The sequence below is a fragment of the Phocaeicola sp. GP0067 genome, assembly GCF_031119655.1.
Taxonomy (GTDB): Bacteria; Bacteroidota; Bacteroidia; order Bacteroidales; family Bacteroidaceae; genus Phocaeicola; species Phocaeicola vulgatus.
Genome location: NZ_JAVHZY010000027.1, coordinates 38,691 through 61,314, shown reverse-complemented (window position 1 = coordinate 61,314; position 22,624 = coordinate 38,691). Strand labels below are relative to the sequence as shown.

The following is a 22,624-nucleotide window of genomic DNA, read 5'->3' as shown; positions in this document are numbered from 1 at the left end:
AAGATGATTTTATGGTTTCTGACCGCAAAGAAACGAATTCTATCTGGAAATTCCTATGAATGAGCGCTTTTTATTATATCAGAGATCTAACTTGACTTTGAGGTTCTCTTACGAAGAGATTCCCATTTTTTATTATACCTAAATATGCAAGAAACACCTTTCTGCAAGCCTATTATACAATAACTCATCACTGCAACAAACCTATTTTCCCTATTATGTTTCTTTTTGCAAGAGAGAAGTAAAAATGACAGACATACACAATGCCTTAGAATAAAAAAACGGACTGTACAGTCTTTCTTTTCTGTACAGTCCGCTTAAATTATATACAATGTAGAGAGATAACGCTTATTCTTCGTCAGCAAACATCGGGTCCCATGCCGGAAGACGGATTGGTTTCTGTTTTAAAATATCCAGCACCTTGGCAGGAACATATTTCTTTTCTGCCACCACACGGAACATATATTCATCAAACCATTTATCTGTCATGATAAGGTGTCCTCTGTATCCACTGGCACTGCCCCAACTATTTTCCACCATCCATTTTTTCGGCTTTCCCGCTTTATCCAAGTCCACCGCCATCAAGGTCATGGCATGGCTGCTGCCACTGGAGAAAGTTTGGATACGTTGTTTCTTGTCCATGCCGAAAGTAGTTCCCATCAATGATTCGTAATCATAATTATCAGGGTCCAGCAAGCCACGTTTACTATCAAGGAACTTGCCTACATCACAAGAAAAATACATCATGGTACTGTCCTTGATGGAAGCTATGGCTATTTCTTTAATATCCTCTATCGGCAAGTTTACATAAGTCCAATTCTTGCCATCATAACGGTGACGGTCAAAATCTATTTCATAACATTTATAAAACTCGCGGCTGGGATCATTCATCAGCATTACATAGTTATTGGTCAAATCATTTCCCAAAAACTCTTTATAGAAAGACACCGGAGTATATTCTTTCGCTTCCCCACCCTTCAGACTCCATGTAAAGGTGGAAACAGGTTCGCCAAGGGTCAGCACCAACATACGATAAACCGTTCCCAGCATTTCTGTCTTTTTCTTTTCCAATTCGGCCGGCTTCGCTCCGGTAGCGGCGGCTTCGCGTAGTTGTAAACCAAATTCCTTCAGTTTCAGTCCTATCAGACTACTCATCTTTCCGGTATTCTCACTGCTGAAAGTTTCCACCATTGCACTCTTGGGGACCAGTCCGTATTTCTCTATAATATCCGATACTCCTGTGAATTGTCCCCCATCGCTTAAGGGATGCTTGAACAGCCATTCCACCATTTTATCGTCCATGGGCTTTCCACTGGTATCAATGATTCCCTGTAAGAATAAGTTTGCTTTTTCTAATTGGTCGTAGAAAAAGCAGTAGTTCTGTGAGAACTCCATCTCATCCAGTCCGTATTTGGCAATCATCTGGCTGCGGAGTACGTTCAGTCCGGTAAAAAGCCAGCAACGACCGGAAGATTGTTGGTCGGTTATTCCCTTGGATAGCACCTTGTGTGAAAACTCCGTATCAAAATCGGCACGGTTCTCCTGGTTCAATGCCAACGTGTTGATACTTGTTCCGCCTAAGGCGTTACGGATGGCTTTGTCGGCAGGGGTTGCCTTATAACTTTGTTTGATTTGATTCAGCATTTCACCTGAAATGCCTCCCTGTTGTGCCTGGGCTGTCAATGCAGCCGCAAACAGAAGAGCGAATGTGATGTGTTTCTTCATATTATTGTAAAAATATAAAATGATTTATTAGGGTGGGTAAATGTACAAGTTATTTTTGAACCCTGCTAATCTTTCACGTGAAAGATATATAATCATCAGAACCTATCATTATTATGACAGGTCCGACTGTTCTGCTTTTTTCTTTATCTTATATCCCAGTATAGCAATTGTGATACTCATCAAGGGACTGATAATGTTAAAGAATGCGTAAGGCAGATACACAATGGTGGGAACACTAAGGATAGTGGCCTGTGTCATACCGCATGTATTCCAGGGTATCAATGGCGAAGTGACTGTAACAGAATCTTCCGTCGTGCGGCTCAGCAGTTTGCTTTCATAACCGTTTGCACTATAGATGTCTTTAAACATATTACCCGTCAGGATAATGGATATATATTGATCTGCTGTAGCAAGATTCAGGAACAAGCCCGATGCAACTGTGGACGACACCATTCCTACCCGCTTTTTCGTAAAACGTACAAATACAGAAGTGATACTGCCGAGCATTCCTCCGGCTGTCATCGCCCCTCCGAAACACATGGCGCAGATAATCAGCCAGATGGTATTCATCATACCCGCCATTCCGCGAGTGGATATCAGTTCGTTTATTTCCGCATTACCGGTTTCCAATTGGGTTCCACCATAAAGCATTCCCATTCCTCCTTTGAACAAGGCGGCAATCCCTTCGACTCCTTGTCCGGCGATTTCGCATAATAGTCCGGGCTGGAAAATCAAGGCAAAGACGGTAGCCAGAGCCGTAGAAACAAATAGAGTGATGATGGAAGGCACTTTACGTGCAATCAGTATCGCTGTGACAACGGGGACAATCATCAACCACCATGAAATATGGAACTTATCACTCAATATACGGGTGTATTCGGCGATATGACCGGTATCAGTGGCTTCATGTGACAATCCGGCTATGGTAAAGATTATCAAAGTGATGACAAGTGATGGAACGGTGGTAATCATCAAGTAACGGATGTGAGTGAACAGCGGTGTATCCGTTACGGACGATGCCAGAATGGTGGTATCCGAAAGCGGAGAAACTTTATCACCGAAATAGGCTCCGGAGATAATCGCACCTGCAATCCAACCTTCACTGAAACCTTGCGCCTTCCCTATTCCCATCAGTGCAATGCCGATAGTGGCGATGGTAGTCCATGAGCTGCCTGTCATAACAGATACTACCGCACAAATAATGCAAGTGGATACCAGGAAAAAATGAGGATGAATAACCTGTATGCCATAATATATTAATGTAGGGACTACACCACTGACCATCCATGCTCCGGACAAAGCTCCGATGATCAGCAAGATAATAAGTGCGGTACTTACCCCGGCTATATTATTGGTGACAGCCAGTTCGAAGTCCTTCCACGGACGACGGAATCCCGCCATACCTATCAGCACACAAACTGCTGTAGCCACTAGCAGACAGACTTGGCTGCCACCGGACAAGGCATCACTTCCAAATGTACGGATAGTGACAAACAATAATAAAATAAGTACGAATACGGGTAAAAGGGATACTAACGGTGAAGGGATTTTGTTATCTTTCATTCTTTTTTTATTCAATTTTTATTCAAAATGTAAATAGAACTATCAATTTGGTTTTCAGCGTGCAAAGTTCGGAATATTTTTTGAGTTCTAAAAGTCAATCGGCGGTATTTAAAGACTTTTTTTGTATTTGCAGGTAAACCTTTTTGCAAGGGGGGGCGTTATTAGTTCAAATTATAACCTAAAACTTAACAAATATGAATGAATTAGTTGGTGGCTTAGGCTACGCTGTAAAAAATTGGTGGATGTCCCTGTTGCTGGGCTTGCTCTACATTGCGGTAGCACTATGCTTATTGTTCGCTCCTGTGAGCAGTTATGTGGCACTGAGTGTCATCTTCAGTATCTCGATTCTGGTCAGTGGCATTCTGGAAGTCTTTTTTGCTGCCGGAAACAAAAAAACAATCAGTAGTTGGGGATGGTATCTTGCCGGAGGTATTATTGATTTGCTGATAGGTATTTATCTGGTATTCTATCCGTTGGTCAGCATGGAACTGATTCCGTTTATTGTTGCTTTCTGGCTGATGTTCAGAGGGTTTACATTGTGTGGCTATTCCACAGATTTGAAACGCTATGGCACAAAGGACTGGGGGTGGTATCTGGTGTTTGGCATTCTGGCTATTCTTTGCTCTATGGCTATCATCTGGCAACCTGGACTTGGTGCTGTTACCGTGCTCTATATGCTGTCCATCACTTTTCTTATTATCGGATGTTTCCGTGTCATTTTCTCCTTCGAGTTGAAAAGATTGCATAAAAACAAGTAAAAAAAATCGTTTATTTTGGGCTACGTCATACGTTATTCGTATTTTTGTTAGCCCAAAATAAACAATGATTTCTAGTAAGAGTCTTAAATACACTGTGCGTATTCTGCTAGGTACACTGATTGGTGTCTACCTGGGAATAATTGTGCTGCTGAACATACCGTATGTTCAGGGCAAATTATCTGTTTTTGTAACTAAGGAATTAAAAAACATACTGAATACGGAGGTTTCTGTAGGACGGATTGATATGGGTTTGCTAAACCGTATCATTGTGGAAGATGTCCTTTTGCATGACCGGAAGAACCAGGAGATGCTGAAAGTAGCCCGCTTATCGGCAAAATTCGACCTTCTGCCTTTATTGAACGGTAAAGTCACCATCAGCAGTGTCCAGCTTTTTGGATTTACGGTCAATTTGAACCGGGAAACTCCGGAATCTGCCCCTAATTTCCAGTTTGTGTTAGACGCTTTCGCGTCCAAAGATACGGTTAAAACAAAATCTAATTTGGATTTACGAATTAATTCCGTGCTGATAAGGCGTGGCAGAGTGACATACGATATATTATCGGAACCGGAAACTCCCGGAAAGTTCAATGCCCATCATCTATCGGTGAAGAATCTCGCTGCAACGCTTTCACTGAAGGCATTGCGCAGCGACTCGTTGAATGCCGCCATCCGGCGGGTCAGCTTTGACGAACAATGTGGTTTTTCATTGCAGAAGTTCGCCATGAAAGTTACAGCCAACAATAAACGTTTGGATATTAAGGATTTTGGTGTGGAGCTTTCAAATACTGCTTTAAAGATAGACAGTCTGACCTTGAAGTATGACAGCCTGCCCGAATTGCCCCCAATGACAGAAAATGTAAGATATGACGGCTCTTTGAAGGCTTCCGTTATACTGAAAGATTTAGCTCCTTTTGTGCCTGCCTTGTCACGCTTTGAAGAACCGTTGGATCTAAATCTGGTTTTCTCCGGTCACGGCAAACATTTGGACTGCCCCACCCTGCGGCTGACTAACCACCACGGATTGATGATTGCAGGGGAAGCTGCCTTAAGTAACTGGGATGCAGGCATGGATATGTACATTTACGGCAAACTGGGTAACTTGACCATGACAAAAGAGGGCATAAACGTTCTGATGACGAACCTGACGGGAAAGGTTCCTCCCATTTTGCAACGTTTGGACTATATTCGTTTTAACGGGGAAGCGGCGGGCTATCTGCATGATCTCACACTGACAGGCTTGTTCCATACAGGGGCAGGCATGGTGAAAACGGACGTGATGATGAGCATTGATGAACAAAGTATGAGCAGAACCTATTCGGGTAGTGTGGCGAGTGCAGACCTGGATTTGGGAAAATTACTTAATCAGGAAAAGAAATTCGGCAAGGTGGATTTCAATGTGGAACTGAAAGGTTTCAACTATAAGAACCGATATCCGGAATCATACATCAAAGGAATCATATCTTCCTTTGAATATAGTCAATATCAATATGAAAATATCATGTTGGATGGCGTATATAAGGACGGAGGCTTTAACGGGCGCTTATCCATGGACGACGCAAACGGTTCTGTCCAGATAGACGGTAATTTCAATGTTGCCAAAACAATCCCTGACTTTAACCTGAAGGCATCCGTAAAGAACCTGCGCCCTCACGACCTCCATCTGTCGGACAAATATGAGAATGCCAGTATTTCACTGGGCCTCACTGCTGATTTCACCGGCAAATCCATTGACGACATGAACGGGCGCATTTCATTGGACAGCCTGCAATTAAACGCTCCCGATGAAGGAGGGTGTTTTCTGGATAATCTGACTATTACAGCCGGACAGGTAAGCGGTGAAAAAGAGTTGCGCATAAATTCATCCTTCATGACAGCGGTGATACGAGGTGACTATTCCTACCACACCATTCCGGCCAGCGTGGTAAAGACGGTACAACGCTATATTCCGTCCTTACTGACTATAAAGGATAATATGCCCGAGCCTCACAATAACTTCCAGTTTGATATCTGCCTGGAAAATACCGAAGTGCTATCCAAATTATTTCAGATTCCATTGGAATTATACCTGCCGGCATCTTTAAAAGGATATTTTAACGACGGCGAGGAAAAGTTGCACGTAGAAGGACATTTTCCGGAATTCAGATACAATGGAACACGTTATGATTCGGGCGTTTTATTTTGTGAGAATCCTTCCGACCGGTTCAAATGTTCACTGCGAGGCGGTATGCTGATGAAAAGTGGTGCAATGCTTAACTTCTCGGTGGAAGCCAATGCCAAAAACGATCATTTGGAAACAACAATTAACTGGGGGAACAATACTGATGTGACTTACGGTGGTAAATTTGCCGCCGATACCCGTTTCTTCAAAACGGAAGGTCCCCACCCTATTCTTCAGGCAGATATAAACATACAGCCCACAAAAGTAGTGCTGAATGATACGGTATGGAACATTCATCCCTCGCATATCGCCATAGATTCGGGACGCGTATTCATTGACAATTTCCTGTTTGAACATGAGGACCAGTATTTAAGGATAGATGGTAAACTGACCAAGAAGGAAAGTGATTCCTGCCGGGTGGATTTGAGAAATATCAAGCTGGACTATGTACTGGATATTGTGCAGTTTGACGATGTAGAGTTCGGCGGACTTGTAACCGGAAAGGTTCATCTGAAAAGTGTCATGAAGAACCCAGTGATGCGGACCCGTCTGAATGTGCACAAATTCTGTCTGAACCGTTCTTTATTAGGAGAAGCCGACATTGCAGGTGTATGGGATAAGGAATTGGGCGGAGTACGACTGGATGCCCAAATAGCGGAAAAAGGAATTTCCTCCACTCATGTGACAGGGTATGTCTCTCCCAAGTTAAAAGGTCTTGATCTGTCGATTCGGGCAGATAGTACCAATCTGGGATTCTTACAACCTTTTATAGAAGGAATTTTCAGTGAAATAAATGGCCGTGTCAACGGAAATGTCCGTTTATATGGCGATTTCAAGCATTTGGATCTGGAAGGTGAAGTGAGGGCCAAAATGGATGCTAAAATTGATGTGTTGAACACCTATTTCCAAATCCGGGATGACTCCATACATATATCTTCGGGCAGTCTGGATTTCAGGAATGTAAAAGTCTATGACCGTGAGGGACATGACGGACTGGTAAATGGTTATCTGCATCACACAAAGCTGAAAAATCTGATGTACCATTTCAATATACGAGGCAACAACCTGTTGATGTACAATACCTACGAAGCCGGGAATATGCCTTTTTACGGAAAAGTATATGGTACAGGAAATGTGGTACTGGATGGTGGAAATAATGCGATGACAGTGGACGCTTCACTGACCACAGGCAACAATACCAGCTTCACTTATATAACCGGAGTAACCACGGAAGCAGCGAGCAATCAGTTTATCACTTTTGTAGACAAAACCCCCAAGCGCATTCACGATAATGTGGAAACCAATCTTTACCACCACTCTAATGTGCGTAAGACTAAAGAGGACGACGGACCTCCTATGGATCTCCGCATCAACATGTTGATAGAAGCAACTCCCAGCGCTACCATGAAAATTATCATGGATCCTGTAGCGGGAGATAATATTACAGCAACCGGAAATGGAAACCTGCAAGTGAATTTTTTCAATAAAGGTGATTTCCGTATGTTCGGTAGCTATGTCATAGATCAAGGTATGTATAAACTAAGCATGCAGGAAGTAATACGCAAGGACTTTACCTTGAAATCAGGTGGCACGGTGACTTTCTCAGGTGACCCTTATCAGGCGAATCTTGATTTACAGGCGGTATACACGGTTAATTCTGCTTCTTTAAGTGATTTGGTAGTAGATCCCTCGCGCAACCAAGGTACGGTGAAGGTAAACTGTCTGATGAATCTGACTGGAAATTTATCCAATCCGGATATTAAATTCGATTTGGAACTGCCCACTGTAAGCGAGGAAGACCGGGAATTGGTACGTAGTGCTACCAGTACGGAAGAACAAATGAATACACAGATTATTTATTTGCTGGGAATTGGTAAGTTCTACACCTATGATTATGCCAATAATGACCAATCCTCTAATGCGACCAGTTCTTTAGCCTTCAGTACACTTTCCGGTCAGCTGAACAATATGTTGTCCCAATGGATGGGCAATAAAAACTGGAACATAGGCGCCAACTTGAGTACCGGTGAAAAAGGTTGGACAGATGTGGAAGCAGAAGCTATGTTGTCCGGCAGGTTATTGAATAACAGGCTGATGATAAATGGAAACTTCGGCTATAAGGAGAATGTGATGGCAAATAGCAACTTCGTAGGAGACTTTGAAGCGATATGGTTATTGACAAAAAACGGAGATTTCCGTTTGAGAGGGTATAATCAGACCAATGACCGCTATTTTACTAAATCTACCCTGACCACTCAAGGAGTAGGTCTCATGTATAAAAAAGATTTCAATACTTGGGATGAACTGTTCCGCTGGTTCTTATGGAAAAGACGGAAAAGCTCGTTACAAAAACGAAGCGATGACTAATTAACCTATAAAGTTTATTTCATATCTTTGCAAGACAAATTTAAAAATATGAATATGTCCTATTTACCCGCCGAATGGCATAAACAAAGTTTGATTCAACTAACGTGGCCCCATAAAGACACAGACTGGGCATACATGTTGGACGAAGTGAATGACTGTTTTCTTAAGATAGCTTATGAGGTTTTGAAACGTCAGAGTTTGTTGATTGTGGCTCCAGACCCCGATTCCATAAGAGATAGTATAGATAATTATGGAGCTGATATCCAAAAACTAGTCACATCAAAAATCAACACAAATGATACTTGGGCACGCGATCATGCTTTTATCACCCTGTTGAAAGAAGACGCTACTCCCCTGCTGCTGGATTTCTGTTTTAATGGCTGGGGAATGAAGTTTGCCGCAAATTATGATAACCAGATTAATAACGAACTGTATTTTCACCATCCTGTTCTGAAAGGTGAATATGTTTTCTGCCGGAATTTTATTTTAGAAGGAGGTTCCATAGAAAGTGATGGGAAAGGAAGCCTGCTGACTACAGAGCAATGTTTGCTGGCTAAAAACAGAAATGAAATGAACCGACAGGAAGTGGAGGATTTTCTAAAAGAAACATTTAACTTAAAACAGGTTCTATGGTTGAAACACGGTTATCTGGCAGGTGATGATACAGACAGCCATGTGGACACATTGGCACGTTTCTGTCCGGATGATACCATTGTGTATGTAAAGTGCACCAATGAAAAAGATGAACACTATAAGGAACTGGCAATGATGGAAGAAGAACTAAAAGCGTTCCGTACTTTGGACGGCAAACCATACCGTCTGCTTCCGCTACCTATGGCAAGTGCTGTTTATGATGAGGAACATCATCGCTTGCCGGCAACTTATGCCAATTTCCTGATAATGAATGAAGCTGTGCTTTATCCTACTTATGCTGATTCTGTGAATGATATGCGCGCCAAAGAAGTATTGGCTGAAGCATTTCCCGGAAGAGAGATAGTAGGTATTGACTGCACTGCTTTAATAAAGCAACATGGCTCGCTGCATTGCGTCACCATGCAATATCCCGAAGGTGTATATTAATAAATATATGTATGAAAAGAACGATTAAAGTAGGAATTATCCAACAGACATGCACTAATGATATCCGTCACAATTTGAGCAAACTGCACCACAATATAGAACAGGTGGCGGCAGCAGGTGCACAGCTGGTTGTATTGCAGGAGTTGCACAACACCCCTTACTTCTGTCAGACAGAAGATACGGATATGTTTGATTTGGCGGAACCGGTTCCCGGTCCTTCTACCGGCTTCTACAGTGAGTTGGCTGCCGGATACGGTATTGTACTGGTTACTTCGTTATTCGAGAAGCGTGCTCCGGGGCTATATCACAATACAGCTGTCGTTTTTGACAAAGATGGCAGTATAGCAGGGAAATACCGCAAAATGCATATTCCCGATGATCCCGCCTATTATGAGAAATTCTATTTTACTCCCGGTGACCTGGGATTTGAACCTATTCAGACATCACTGGGAAAACTAGGTGTACAAGTCTGCTGGGACCAATGGTATCCCGAAGGTGCACGGCTGATGGCACTGAAAGGTGCTGAAATTCTTATATACCCTACAGCTATAGGTTGGGAAAGCACAGACACTCAAGAAGAGAAAATCCGTCAACTAGGTGCATGGGTAACCGTGCAGCGTGGACATGCCGTGGCAAACGGCCTGCCGGTTATCGCCGTGAACCGTGTAGGACATGAGCCCGATCCTTCCGGTCAGACTAATGGTATCCAATTTTGGGGTAATAGCTTCGTGGCAGGTCCTCAAGGAGAAATACTGGCACAAGCCAGCAATATGGATGAAGAAAATATGGTAGTGGAACTGGATATGACCCGTAGTGAGAATGTTCGTCGCTGGTGGCCTTTCCTCCGTGACCGGCGTATTGATGAGTTTGAAAATCTAACCCGACGCTTTATAGATTAAATACAAACGTTATCGTTATATAAATTCACATATTCGTTAAACAATTCATGGTTAAGGCTGTTTTAGTTATCAGAATATTCAAAAGATATTATTGATTTACTAAACAGCTTAATTATGAAAAAAGTATTATTTTTAGCCGCATTGTTACTTGTTTGCTTCAGCGGAGTGACAAATGCACAAACCAGAAAACAAAGAGAAGACGCTAAACGCGAAGCATGGAAGAAAGAACGTCAGGAAAAGAAAGCCTTGGAAGCTCAGCAGGACTCTGTATCCTACGTCCAAGCAATTAATGCTTTAAAAAACGGTTCTTTTGTATTAGAAGCTGATAACGTTGTATTCCGTAATGGAATAATGCGTTTTGTTTCCTCTAACACGAATTATGTGGAAGTAAACGATGGGCAAGGTATTATTCAGACCGCCTTTACTAATTTTGTGTATAACTGGAGCCCGAACGGCTTGGGAGGTGTCACGGTTCAAGGAAATGTGAACGGAATAAGTATGCGCCAGGATAAAGACGGTAATGTGTACTATAATTATGGAATTAATGGGATTGCCGTTTCGGCCACCGTTTCCATTGTACTGACTGGCGGAACCAATCAGGCCAGTGTTACTATAAATCCAAATTTCTCAGGCAATACGCTGACAATGAACGGATATCTGGTTCCCTATAACGAAAGTAGTGTATTCCAAGGAACAACATGGTAATTCATTAAGAAGATATGAGAAAAAGGAATGGGCATTTTCACTACCCATTCCTTTTTATTTATTATTATAGCATTGGAAATGTTTCTTGTCTGCTCATAACATTAACCGAGGTTGTGATTCCAATTCCAATAAAAACCTTTTAGCGGACAGTCCGCCTCCATATCCTGTCAGCGAGTGGTCACTACCGATCACACGATGGCAAGGTGCAAAGATTGATATGGAATTTGCACCATTAGCATTGGCTACCGCACGAACTGCTTGGGGCATTCCGATATGCCTGGCCATTTCACCATAAGATATTGTCCTGCCAAACGGTATCTTTAACAGTTCATTCCATACTGTTTTCTGAAAATCCGTGCCCACAAAAAGAAGCGGCACACTAAATTCTTTGCGTTGTCCTGCAAAATACTCGTTGAGTTGCTCTATTGATTCTTCGATTATTTCTGACGTACTTATTTCAAATTCGGCACACAATACCCGCTTCAACCGTTGATTCACACGATCGCAGTGTTTTTCCACCTGCCAGTCACACAGGCAGAGTTTTCCGCCAAATGAACCGAGCAGCAACACTCCGCAGGGTGATTCATAACTCTTTATTTTGATCGTATTTTTCTCTTTCATACACTTTTTATATGCTTCCTTCATATGTTTATAAGCTGTTTCAGCTTATCGGACTACTTTAAACCAAAAAGACAAAGCGTAGCGAATTAGCTGAAACAGCATTCACTACGCTTTGTTCGGATCGTCCCGTTATCGGCCTTTTATACAATACCCTATATAAAAAGCGGAAAAAACTTACTTATCCTCTTTTATATCAACGACCAGATTCAACTCATCCAATTGTGATTGATCCAAAGCAGCGGGAGCATCCAACATCACATCACGTCCACTATTATTTTTAGGGAATGCTATACAGTCACGGATACTATCAAGTCCTGCAAACAAAGAAACCCAGCGATCAAGACCGTATGCCAAACCACCATGAGGAGGTGCTCCGTATTTGAATGCATTCATCAGGAAGCCGAATTGTTCTTGTGCTCTTTCCGGAGTAAAGCCCAAAATTTCAAACATCTTGGCTTGTAATTGTGAATCATGGATACGAATTGAACCACCTCCTACTTCTACACCGTTTACTACCATATCGTAAGCATCGGCACGAACAGCAGCCGGATCTGTATCCAACAAAGGAATATCTTCTTCTTTCGGATGAGTGAACGGATGGTGCATGGCCATCAGACGGCCTTCTTCTTCACTCCACTCAAACATCGGAAAATCAACAACCCACAGACAAGCAAATTTATTCTTATCACGCAGTCCCAGCTGACGTCCCACTTCCAGACGAAGTTCGCATAACTGCTTGCGGGTCTTCATAGCATCAGGACCACTCAGAATCAGGATCAAGTCACCCGGCTTGGCACTGAAAGCTTCCTTCATCTGCTGAAGTACTTCCTGTGAATAGAATTTGTCTACACTGGATTTTACATTGCCATCAGCTTCCACACGGGCGTAAACCATACCTTTCGCACCGATCTGAGGTTTCTTGACAAATTCTGTTAATTGGTCTAACTGTTTACGGGTATAACTTGCAGCGCCTTCCGCACAGATACCACCAATATATGCCGCATCATCAAAAACAGAGAAGCCATGACCTTTCATGATATCCATCAATTCCACAAACTTCATGCCGAAACGCAAATCCGGTTTGTCACTACCGTAATATTTCATGGCATCGGCCCATGTCATACGCAGAAACGGTTCGCTCAACTCGACTCCACGTAACTCCTTGAACAAATGTTTTGCCATTCCTTCGAAAGTGGAAATGATATCTTCTTGTTCAACAAAACTCATCTCACAGTCTATCTGAGTAAACTCAGGCTGACGGTCTGCACGAAGATCTTCATCACGGAAACACTTTACAATCTGGAAGTAACGATCAAAGCCGGAAACCATCAGCAATTGCTTCAGTGTTTGCGGAGACTGTGGCAGTGCATAAAACTGTCCCGGGTTCATACGTGAAGGAACAACAAAATCACGGGCTCCTTCAGGAGTAGAACCTACCAACATAGGAGTTTCCACTTCCAGAAACCCTTTGCTGTCCAAATATCGGCGCACTTCCATTGTCATTTTATGACGAAGTTCCAAATTTTTACGCACACAATTACGGCGTAAATCCAAATAGCGGAATTTCATACGGATATCATCACCTCCGTCACTATTATCTTCTATCGTAAAAGGAGGAGTTACCGCTGAATTAAGTACATTCAATACCGATACGATAATTTCAATTTCACCGGTGGGAATATTCATATTCTTATTTGAACGTTCGTTCACTTCACCGGTTATTTGAATAACAAATTCACGCCCCAAGTGATTGGCACGTTCACAAAGTTCGGCATTCACCGCTTCGTTGAATACCAATTGGGTAATACCGTAACGGTCACGAAGATCGACAAACGTCATCCCTCCCATTTTACGTGCACGCTGTACCCAACCTGCCAACGTTACACTTTTGCCTGCATCGGAAAGTCTGAGCTCTCCGCAAGTATGACTTCTGAACATATATTCTTAAATTTAATCAATTGTTTGGCAAAGGTACGATATGTTTTCCATTGTACAAAACCGCCTACAAGAAAAAAAGTCCCGTAGCTGTATACCAACGGAACTTTTTTAATCTGGATGTACAGATCTCAATTCTTGAACATTTCAATGACATCCCTTAATTCTCCTGGAAATACTTCACCAGTTTTCTCCCACAACATCTTGCCTTTACGTTGGAGGACAAAGCTGGGAGCTATTTCTATTTCATAGGCATCGGCTACTTTCCGATTACTTTCTATATTGACTCTTACAATATTGACCGGTTTTTCAAATTCATGTAACAGCGGTTCAATCCATTCACAATGGGGAGACCAATCCGCATAAAACACAACCAGCAATAATGAGTCCGACTGGTTTACCTCTTCTATTTTTCCAGTTATATCCATTACTGTTTTCAATTTTAAATTATCCTCTACTTCCTAAACTGTTCACGTCAGGATTTAACTCTTTTACCGCTGCTTTCACCTGCTTCTTGGTAGGCTTACCAGTATTGGACACTTGTTCAACAGGAAACCGCTGACCACTATTCGTCAGCTCATCCTTTTGTTCCATCTTTTTCTTTTCTTCTTTACCCATATCTTCTCATTTTTAAGGTTTATGCTAATAATGCAACAAAATAGATAAAAAGATGGTTCACATAAAAAGTGAAAAAGGATGCCTGAAAATTATTCAGACACCCCTTTACTACTACATTTAAAACTACGTGAAATTGAGATTATTATACTTTACGGTCGCAATAACGTTTGCATTGTGCACAAATATCATACCCCAGCATAGCTCCAAGAATAAAATCCTGCTCGGGTGACAATTTGTTCAGTGGCTGATTCACTAGGAAACGAATGGCATTAATGCATTCTTTTCTACCGAAAAACAGGTTTATTTTATCATTTCCCACGGGCTGGATTATATAATTAATCTTTTGATTGATCAGCCGTTTTACAGCAAAATCTTCATACTTCCTCTTGGTAGTATAGAGTACCATCTGACGTACTCCTTTTTTTAATTCATAAATATGATTCAGAAATACTTTCAATTCTACCGGGTTTATGTCTGAAGCTATCATAAGGCAATTGTCAAAATTACAGGTTCTTCTTTATTTCTTCAACCCAACTGTTAATACGTTCTTCAGTCTTGCCACTTTCGTTCACGTCATCAAGAGCCAAACCTACAAATTTCCCATCGATTATCGCTATAGAAGATGAATACGAATACCCATCGGCAGAAACTGCCCCCACAAAAGTGCAACCTGAATTCTTTAACTGGTCATATATAACTCCCATACCGTCACAAAATGTATCACAATAGGATTCTGAATCTCCACAGCCAAAGAGAGCAACTATTTTACCATTCAAATCTGCAGTCTTTATCATTTTAATGGCGTCATACCAATCATCTTGCAATTCACCCTCTCCCCAAGTAGAAGTCCCTAACAATAAAATATCATAACTTTCCACTTTTTCTGTGGTAATTTTACTTGCATCAATTACATCAACTGATGCCACACCTAATTTTTCAGCTATTGTCTGTGCGATGCTTTCACAAGTTCCAGTAGAGGAACCATAAATTATACCCATTTTTTTCATACAGCAAATCATTTAATTTGTTTGCTGCAAAGTAAAAGGTTTGAAAGAGATTCTGAAATACCTAGAAATAGTGATTTTAATAAAGTTCAAGAGACAAAACTCAGTTTTTGAAAACATAAACTTATAATCTGAAATTTAAGCATCCTAAAAGACTAAAGAAAGGGTCGTATCATTACTCAAGACAGAGTTTGATACGACCCTTTTAAGTGTTATAATTACTATCTGTAACTTTTAGGAGCAGTCATTTTCGTTTTGACACATTAATATGTTTTTAGAACCGATAAGCAGCTCCGAAATTAATAACCCCTTGGTCAAAATCATCAACCAATTGGTATCTGAATTCAACATTCATAGCCCAGTTACGTCCCAAAGCGAATTCCGCCCCAGCTCCGAGATTAACCCCGATACGGAATTCATTATGGTTACCCCCATCATCAACATGGACGTGGTCTCCATCCCAGTCAACATCCAAATCATGCATGTCAAACATCCAGTTGGACATGGTCAGACCAAACAGCGGATAAAGTTTGACACTTTGAGCTACCGGACAAAGATAGTGGAAGTTCACATTTAAATCCAACATACTTACATTGTCATTCTCAAAAAAATAATTGAATGAAGGTTCAATACGGAGAGGATTAGTGATATTGTACTGGTATTTAATTCCCAATCCAGCACTTTCAATTTCTGTTCCGTAACTTAATCCAAATCCAATTGCCTGTCTGCCTTTTTAAGCGTAGGTACTGCTCAACATGACAAACATCAGTCCTAAAAAAATAAAGATCTTTTTCATTTTTAAAAATATATAAGTGTGTTAATCGTCTTCATCGTCATCATCCCAATCATCGTCATCATCGTGCCATTTATGATGTTTATGACGCTTGTGTTTTTTATAATGCTTGCGATGATGCTTATCATGATGGTCACAATAAGAGCAATAATGTTCACGCCAGCATTCGCTATGATAACGAATCCTGTCATAAAATGGATCATAGTACATCGACCCTGGTTTTATGCCTATCTCTACCAATATACGATTCCATCCATTCCGGTGGTAATGCTTGTAATAGTCACACACCTCCCGCATATGCCTGCCGGAAGTCTTTGCTATTTCAAGAGCCAAACCGACATTCCCCCAATTACTACCACATCTTCTGTAATAATCATCCAATAATTGATTAGATATATTATATTCTACGCATAAACGTTTCCGATAGTCGGATAACTCCACAGCTGCATACTTGTTCGCCCTGCCTATGAACAGAGAAAGCCTGTCTTGTGCAAACATGGAACAAGAAATGACTATAAATAATAACAGTACTTGAATTCGTTTCATATTAAAACCATTTGGCAATAAAACTATTGAAATTGCAAATATAGATATAAAAAAGCAATACACAATTTTTTATGGAGAATTTAGATACTGTCTAATTTTACATTTTGATAAAAAAACTACTTCTTTTTTCCTTCCCAATGATTGTTTTAAATGGTTTCTTGCTGGCAATAATGATAAAATAACCTGCATACATGATGGTAAAGCGGCCTTTATACTATTTTCTGAATGTCTCTAACTTTTTCAACTACCTTACTGCTATTTTCTTACTTTCGCCAAGAACTGACATCGGTTGTGAAAATTATAATAAAACCCCTCTCAAAACCGTGCAAACCAGCACAGACTAGAGAGGGGGGTATGAAAGAGTTTGCTTAGAATTTATATCCTAAAGTAATGCCTATATTTGCATTATGGGGGGCATCGCCATCCATTACCTTGCAAAAACCAAGTTGGGTATCAAGACCTACGAGAATCTTTCCGAACTCCACACCCAGACCGATGTTCCATCCTGCATCAAATCTGTTGTAATCCAGTCCGTCATCACCGAATGTGTCTATTTTGTCATCACCATTAATATGGATGCCTCCAACGGATGCGTCACCATCGAATTTAGCCTTACCACCTACTCCGCAAGCCAAATAAGGGCCTGTCGCGATGACAAGGTTGGTGTTATCTGCAATATTAAAACGAAACTGTACGTTAACAGGCAATTCAAGATAGAGCTGGTTAATTTTCACATCAGCATCAGCATCTATTATATTTCCGTCAAATCCACTTGAATATTTTGCCCCCTTTTGCGAAAAAAACAATGAAGGTTGTAAAGATATCATATCATTAAACTGATACTCCATCCCCACTCCGATACGTGCTCCGGGTTTAAATTCGGAGTGATCTGAATTCTCACCAATATAACTACTAAGGTTAAGACCAGCCTTTACATTAAAAGACACCTGCGAAAATCCCATAGTACAGATTAACGCAAACAATACGGTTAAAATACTTTTTTTCATAATCATAAGTTTTGATTAAAGATTATTTATTTTATCATTGCTTCAACAATGACAATGCAAAGATATAACAATTATAAGTTCGTTGTCACCTCAAGCAGACTTTTGTTATGCACATTCTAAAGACTATATGGTTTATTTTTAAGAATCCAAAGTTTTTCACATAACTATAGAAATTATCTATAAGAAAAGAATATACTCCCCAACAGTTGTTTTTGGGGAACTTTATTATCGTCTATTCTCCTCTTCCTTATTGAATTTCTCTCTTTGTTCCTTCTTTTGTACGATATTGATAAAAGAAGAACTAATGATACCGGTCGGAATGGCTACCATTGCCACACCTACCAGACAAATAATACAACCCAATAATTTCCCCAAAAAGGTAATGGGATAAATGTCACCATATCCGACTGTAGCAAATGTAATAATGGCCCACCAGATTCCGTCACCGATATTTTTAAAGACTTCAGGTTGTGCATTCCTTTCAATATAATACATCAAAATGGCGGAAAAGCAAATTGTAATGAAACTAGCTGTGTAGGCTGTTTCAAGTTCTTCTCTGACAGAAGCAAGAGCCATACCGATAATTCGGAAAGATCGCGAGTGCCGTATTAACTTAAAAATAATGAAGATATAGGGTAAAATAATGACATGAACGACTTCCGTATCCCAGTATGCATAGGTAAGAACACAAGGCAGTACTGCCACGAAGTCAACAAAACCATAAAAAGAGAATGTATATTTCAGACGTGCCTTTGCTGTTTTCATACCGGGATAGAGTGCCGGTGCAGATACGATACGGGCTGTGTATTCAATAAGAAAAATAAAAGAAGATACATAAGTAATGCCGAATAACAGTACTTTGTATGTGGCCATTTCTTCAAATGAACTTGCAATGACGGCTATAATTGAAATCAGAATGAAGAAAAGAACAAAATATTGAATAAATTTTCTTCTCAATAACTGTTGAATCAAAATATATAATTTCATTTTTGCAAAAAAAATTATTTATTCATGCTATCCGTGTGTTTTCCACACACGGATGCAATCACTTTGTTATTCAGACTCTTTTATTGGATGTTTTACTACAAACCTTCTCAATAATAAAAGCCGCTTTTTAGTTTTGTATTGCTAAAAACGATCCGCAATTATCTGACTAAAACACATAAGCAAGTGATAACTGCCAATATCTATTTTTGCTTTCGAATACATCACCATCAAAAATTTGATCTATGGCATCATGCTTATTGCCTCCTATATTATGCTTGGCAGACTGGGTTAATCCTATATTATAATAGCAACTTACCATTAAATGATTTACAATTTTCACTCCACCTCCCAAGTTCAATCCGACTTCAGTCGAACGCCATCCCATAGATGGAAGATCCTTATCTATAACATCCACAGCTATATGAGCAAGTTTGCGTCCCCAGTTGTCCTTGTCTACCAAAAAAGAAAAGGAAGGACCGACTCCCAAAAACAAATCAAAATTATCTGATATTCCCATTTCCCATTTCAGTTCTATAGGAATATCAATACTTTGTGTTTTAATGTCAGCACTACGTCTGTTAGAGGTATTTGTCAGTTTGATTCCACGCTCTACATACAGCAGAGAAAAGTCCAAAGCGATACCATGAAATCCTGTTTGATATTGCAACATAGGCCCTACTTGAAATCCTGTCAAACTCTCTTCCTTAAACTGGTCACGCATGCCACTAATATTTGCTTTGTTGCCAAGCACACCGGCTTTTACCCCAAAATGTAATCCCTGAGCCATACTATCAGTGATTCCCCAAAATACGAAAATCGTAAAAAAACAAATTATTTTTTTCATGATCATTTATTTAAGAAGTTGAATATGTTTCTATTATTTTGAAGATTGATGCACAGTAAGTTGTGGGAAAGGGAATCCGATTCCTTCTTTATTAAATGTCGTATAAACAATCTCATTAATATCATATAAAACATTCCAGTAATCAGCTGTTTTAACCCAAACACGGACAGTAATGTCAACGCTACTCGCACTTAATGAGCCTAAAACAATGATAGGAGCAGGAGTATCCAAAATACGTTTGTCCGCATAAATAATACGTTGCAATACGGTTCTGACCCTTTGTACATCCTCTCCATATTCTACTCCGAATACCCATTCAACACGGCGCATTTCCTGTTTGCTGTAATTAATCACAGCATTTCCACTGAGCATCCCGTTGGGAACGTATATCATCCGATTATCAAGAGTGGAAAGTATGGTATGGAAAATCTGTATCTCTTTTATTGTACCACTTACTCCAGGTCCATCTATATAATCGCCTACTTTAAACGGTTTAAAAACAAGTATAATCAAACCACCTGCAAAATTGGAAAGATTGCCGGAAAGTGCCATACCTACAGCCACACCGGCTGACGCCAAAAGTGCAGCAAAACTGGTCGTTTCCACTCCCAACTTGCTGATTATGGCAAAAGCAAGTACCATGTTCAATAAAATTTTCACTAAACTTTTCAAGAAAGTCTGTACACTGGTTTCTATCTTCCGTTTTTCAAGAACTTTGGCTATTAATACACTAATCTGCTTAATGATAAAACGACCGACTGAATATATCAGAATGGCGACAAATATATCCTTACCAGCGTCCATTCCAAAATCTACCAGTTTCTCCAGTGCTTGCTCAAGTTTACTGCCTGAGGCTGCATTCAATAATAATAAATTCATTTTTTTCGTTTAACAAATAAAAATTAATCAGCTTGTCACGATCATATTGCAAATATGCCAGCACATCCTGACAGTATAGTTTCGCAATGTTCCAATAAATCATCCAATATATTTTTACATTCCTAAATAGTCGGATATTTAAAGCCGCAAAGATATCATATATAATTGATAAAAACCAAACTTATCACTTAAAAGAGAGAACCTAAGCACCGTATTCTGTATCAAGCATACAACTCTAAGATAATATATTTAATTTTTTTCGGTAATATTTGCCGAAACATCGGTGAAGCACTATTATACTAGGTGAAAAATGCACGGCACAAGAACAATCTAGCACTCCATGCTGCATAACTAATCAAAAAGATCCAGTAAAAAAACATAAAACCAACTAGTTAATTCATACTTAAAGAGTATCAAACCAATCATTTTCTGTATTTTTAGGTACTTCTCTGTAAATAATACTCAATAATGAAAACAAGAAAAACATTCTAACAAAACATAACTAAAATACAAAATATTTCAGAGATTCACTCTACCTTAAACTTTACAGCATTCGACATTTAGAAAAAATATCGTAAGAGTTTTAATGAGAGTAAACTCGGAAATTCATTCCGTTGACAAAGCAACCCACTTCCATCAAAAGAACCATTACTTACATGCTGTACCACAGAAAGGCAACCAATATATCATACTATCTTCTGATCTTTCTTCTAAACTTTACCCTGTACTCTTTCATACGGTTAGTTCACTATATAATAACAAGATAATAAGCTGCTATTAGAGAAAACAATATTTTTTTAAGATGTTTGTAGACTCTGATAAAATTAATACCTTTGCGAAGTCAATTTATATATAAACAATGTCGAAATGTAAATTGAAATATTGCAGATAACAAAAAAAGGACAAAGAAATATGAGACTTATAAAAGTAACAGGTGGTTTGGGAAATCAAATGTTTATTTACGCTTTTTATTTGCGAATGAAAAAGTACTATCCCAAAGTGCGTATAGACCTTTCGGACATGATGCATTATAAAGTGCACTACGGATATGAAATGCATCGTGTGTTTAATCTGCCCCATACAGAATTTTGTATAAACCAACCTCTGAAAAAAGTTATCGAATTCCTTTTCTTCAAAAAAATATATGAACGGAAACAAGCTCCCAATAGTTTACGAGCTTTTGAAAAGAAATACTTTTGGCCTTTACTTTATTTTAAAGGATTTTATCAGTCGGAACGTTTCTTTGCAGATATTAAGGATGAAGTTAGGGAGTCTTTCACTTTTGACAAGAATAAAGCCAACAGTAGAAGTCTTAATATGCTTGAAATTTTGGACAAGGATGAAAACGCAGTATCTCTACATATTCGTCGTGGAGATTATTTGCAACCCAAGCATTGGGCTACTACCGGGAGTGTATGCCAGTTACCTTACTATCAAAACGCAATAGCGGAAATGAGCAGAAGAGTTGCCTCTCCATCTTACTATATTTTTTCAGATGACATTGCTTGGGTAAAGGAAAATCTTCCATTGCAGAATGCAGTATATATTGATTGGAATACGGATGAAGACAGTTGGCAAGATATGATGCTTATGAGTCATTGCAAACATCACATCATCTGCAACAGTACATTCAGCTGGTGGGGAGCATGGTTAAATCCCAATATGGACAAAACGGTAATTGTGCCTAGTCGTTGGTTCCAGCATTCCGAAGCTCCGGATATCTATCCTACGGGGTGGATAAAAGTACCAGTGAGTTAATCCATAATACACATGAATACGCACGTCTGGAAAGCTAAAAAATAATTGGCATTTTCGGAAACCGCTGAGCCGAAATTTCGGCTCAGCGGAAATTGTAGCATTCATGTTCATTTTTGGTTTAACACACCTTTTCAAACCATAGTACGACCATCATAAATTATTTTGAAGAACGATTGACAAATGCTTCAGCAGAGTCGTTCAATGCTAAAATCAAAGCTTTTCGAAGCCAGTTAAGAGGGGTGGCTGATGGAAATTCTTCATGTTCAGACTGGCTAGGCTATACGCTTAAAAGAAAGCTTGCCAACCGGGAAAATCCGCTGACCCTAACTCACTTGGTTAAACCAAAGGTAAACCGCCCCATTCGGAGAATAAAAAAAAGA

At 40.0% G+C, this 22,624-nt stretch carries 19 protein-coding genes and 2 pseudogenes; 7 read left to right on the top strand and 14 right to left on the bottom strand.

Going from position 1 to position 22,624, the window contains the following annotated elements:
• Positions 1-345 precede the first annotated feature (345 nt).
• Together RE317_RS17250 and RE317_RS17245 are read right to left on the bottom strand one after the other, a co-directional pair.
• Positions 346-1,722: a C1 family peptidase gene (locus tag RE317_RS17250; protein WP_005852412.1), complete on the bottom strand. Its 1,377-nt coding sequence runs from the start codon at positions 1,720-1,722 to the stop codon at positions 346-348.
• A 111-nt stretch (positions 1,723-1,833) separates the two neighbouring features.
• The gene (locus tag RE317_RS17245; protein WP_008669060.1) at positions 1,834-3,285 is read right to left on the bottom strand and encodes a Na+/H+ antiporter NhaC family protein; all 1,452 of its coding nucleotides are present in this window, start codon (positions 3,283-3,285) and stop codon (positions 1,834-1,836) included.
• A gap of 194 nt (positions 3,286-3,479) precedes the next feature.
• Here RE317_RS17245 and RE317_RS17240 point away from each other — a divergent pair, with 194 nt between their 5' ends.
• The 5 genes from RE317_RS17240 (at position 3,480) to RE317_RS17220 (ending at position 11,252) form a co-directional block, all read left to right on the top strand.
• On the top strand, positions 3,480-4,043 hold the full coding sequence (locus RE317_RS17240) for an HdeD family acid-resistance protein (RefSeq protein ID WP_005852410.1): 564 nt from the start codon (positions 3,480-3,482) through the stop codon (positions 4,041-4,043).
• 64 nt (positions 4,044-4,107) lie between these two features.
• A complete protein-coding gene (locus RE317_RS17235) occupies positions 4,108-8,568 on the top strand; it encodes a translocation/assembly module TamB domain-containing protein (RefSeq protein ID WP_008669061.1) in 4,461 nt (1,486 codons plus the stop codon).
• 54 nt (positions 8,569-8,622) lie between these two features.
• Positions 8,623-9,648 carry an agmatine deiminase family protein gene (locus RE317_RS17230; RefSeq protein WP_008669063.1) on the top strand — a complete coding sequence of 342 codons (1,026 nt, stop codon included), beginning with the start codon at positions 8,623-8,625 and terminating at the stop codon, positions 9,646-9,648.
• Between the two features lie 11 nt (positions 9,649-9,659).
• Positions 9,660-10,547, top strand: a complete 888-nt coding sequence (locus RE317_RS17225; RefSeq protein WP_005852404.1) for a carbon-nitrogen hydrolase — start codon at positions 9,660-9,662, stop codon at positions 10,545-10,547.
• Between the two features lie 114 nt (positions 10,548-10,661).
• A complete protein-coding gene (locus RE317_RS17220) occupies positions 10,662-11,252 on the top strand; it encodes a DUF4251 domain-containing protein (RefSeq protein ID WP_005843495.1) in 591 nt (196 codons plus the stop codon).
• 93 nt (positions 11,253-11,345) lie between these two features.
• Here RE317_RS17220 and RE317_RS17215 read toward each other — a convergent pair whose 3' ends face one another.
• The 12 genes and pseudogenes from RE317_RS17215 to RE317_RS17160 form a co-directional block, all read right to left on the bottom strand.
• A complete protein-coding gene (locus tag RE317_RS17215; protein WP_008669065.1) occupies positions 11,346-11,873 on the bottom strand; it encodes a methylated-DNA--[protein]-cysteine S-methyltransferase in 528 nt (175 codons plus the stop codon).
• A 174-nt stretch (positions 11,874-12,047) separates the two neighbouring features.
• The gene (gene aspS, locus RE317_RS17210; RefSeq protein WP_005843492.1) at positions 12,048-13,811 is read right to left on the bottom strand and encodes an aspartate--tRNA ligase; all 1,764 of its coding nucleotides are present in this window, start codon (positions 13,809-13,811) and stop codon (positions 12,048-12,050) included.
• Between the two features lie 128 nt (positions 13,812-13,939).
• Entirely contained in the window at positions 13,940-14,236 is a 297-nt protein-coding gene (locus RE317_RS17205; RefSeq protein ID WP_005843490.1) for a thioredoxin family protein, read from the bottom strand.
• 19 nt (positions 14,237-14,255) lie between these two features.
• The gene (locus RE317_RS17200; RefSeq protein ID WP_005843488.1) at positions 14,256-14,426 is read right to left on the bottom strand and encodes a hypothetical protein; all 171 of its coding nucleotides are present in this window, start codon (positions 14,424-14,426) and stop codon (positions 14,256-14,258) included.
• Positions 14,427-14,568: 142 nt separating this feature from the next.
• Positions 14,569-14,913, bottom strand: a complete 345-nt coding sequence (locus RE317_RS17195) for a DUF2023 family protein (protein ID WP_005852397.1) — start codon at positions 14,911-14,913, stop codon at positions 14,569-14,571.
• A 16-nt stretch (positions 14,914-14,929) separates the two neighbouring features.
• The gene (gene fldA / locus RE317_RS17190) at positions 14,930-15,433 is read right to left on the bottom strand and encodes a flavodoxin FldA (RefSeq protein ID WP_008669068.1); all 504 of its coding nucleotides are present in this window, start codon (positions 15,431-15,433) and stop codon (positions 14,930-14,932) included.
• A 271-nt stretch (positions 15,434-15,704) separates the two neighbouring features.
• Positions 15,705-16,226, bottom strand: a pseudogene (locus tag RE317_RS17185) (outer membrane beta-barrel protein).
• Between the two features lie 21 nt (positions 16,227-16,247).
• Positions 16,248-16,769: a hypothetical protein gene (locus tag RE317_RS17180; RefSeq protein ID WP_008669070.1), complete on the bottom strand. Its 522-nt coding sequence runs from the start codon at positions 16,767-16,769 to the stop codon at positions 16,248-16,250.
• A gap of 368 nt (positions 16,770-17,137) precedes the next feature.
• Positions 17,138-17,782, bottom strand: a complete 645-nt coding sequence (locus RE317_RS17175) for a porin family protein (protein WP_005843479.1) — start codon at positions 17,780-17,782, stop codon at positions 17,138-17,140.
• 219 nt (positions 17,783-18,001) lie between these two features.
• Positions 18,002-18,763: an ion transporter gene (locus RE317_RS17170; protein WP_005852389.1), complete on the bottom strand. Its 762-nt coding sequence runs from the start codon at positions 18,761-18,763 to the stop codon at positions 18,002-18,004.
• 166 nt (positions 18,764-18,929) lie between these two features.
• Positions 18,930-19,607 (bottom strand): porin family protein, encoded by a 678-nt coding sequence (locus RE317_RS17165; protein WP_005852387.1) that lies wholly within the window; start codon positions 19,605-19,607, stop codon positions 18,930-18,932.
• 33 nt (positions 19,608-19,640) lie between these two features.
• Positions 19,641-20,486, bottom strand: coding sequence for a mechanosensitive ion channel family protein (locus tag RE317_RS17160; protein WP_005843474.1), 846 nt, complete (start codon positions 20,484-20,486; stop codon positions 19,641-19,643).
• A gap of 912 nt (positions 20,487-21,398) precedes the next feature.
• On the opposite strand from RE317_RS17160, the gene RE317_RS17155 reads away from it, so the two are divergent.
• Positions 21,399-22,244 carry an alpha-1,2-fucosyltransferase gene (locus RE317_RS17155; RefSeq protein WP_005843472.1) on the top strand — a complete coding sequence of 282 codons (846 nt, stop codon included), beginning with the start codon at positions 21,399-21,401 and terminating at the stop codon, positions 22,242-22,244.
• Between the two features lie 125 nt (positions 22,245-22,369).
• Positions 22,370-22,533 (top strand): annotated as a pseudogene (locus tag RE317_RS17150) (transposase); the annotation flags it as partial.
• Between the last annotated feature and the right edge of the window lie 91 nt (positions 22,534-22,624).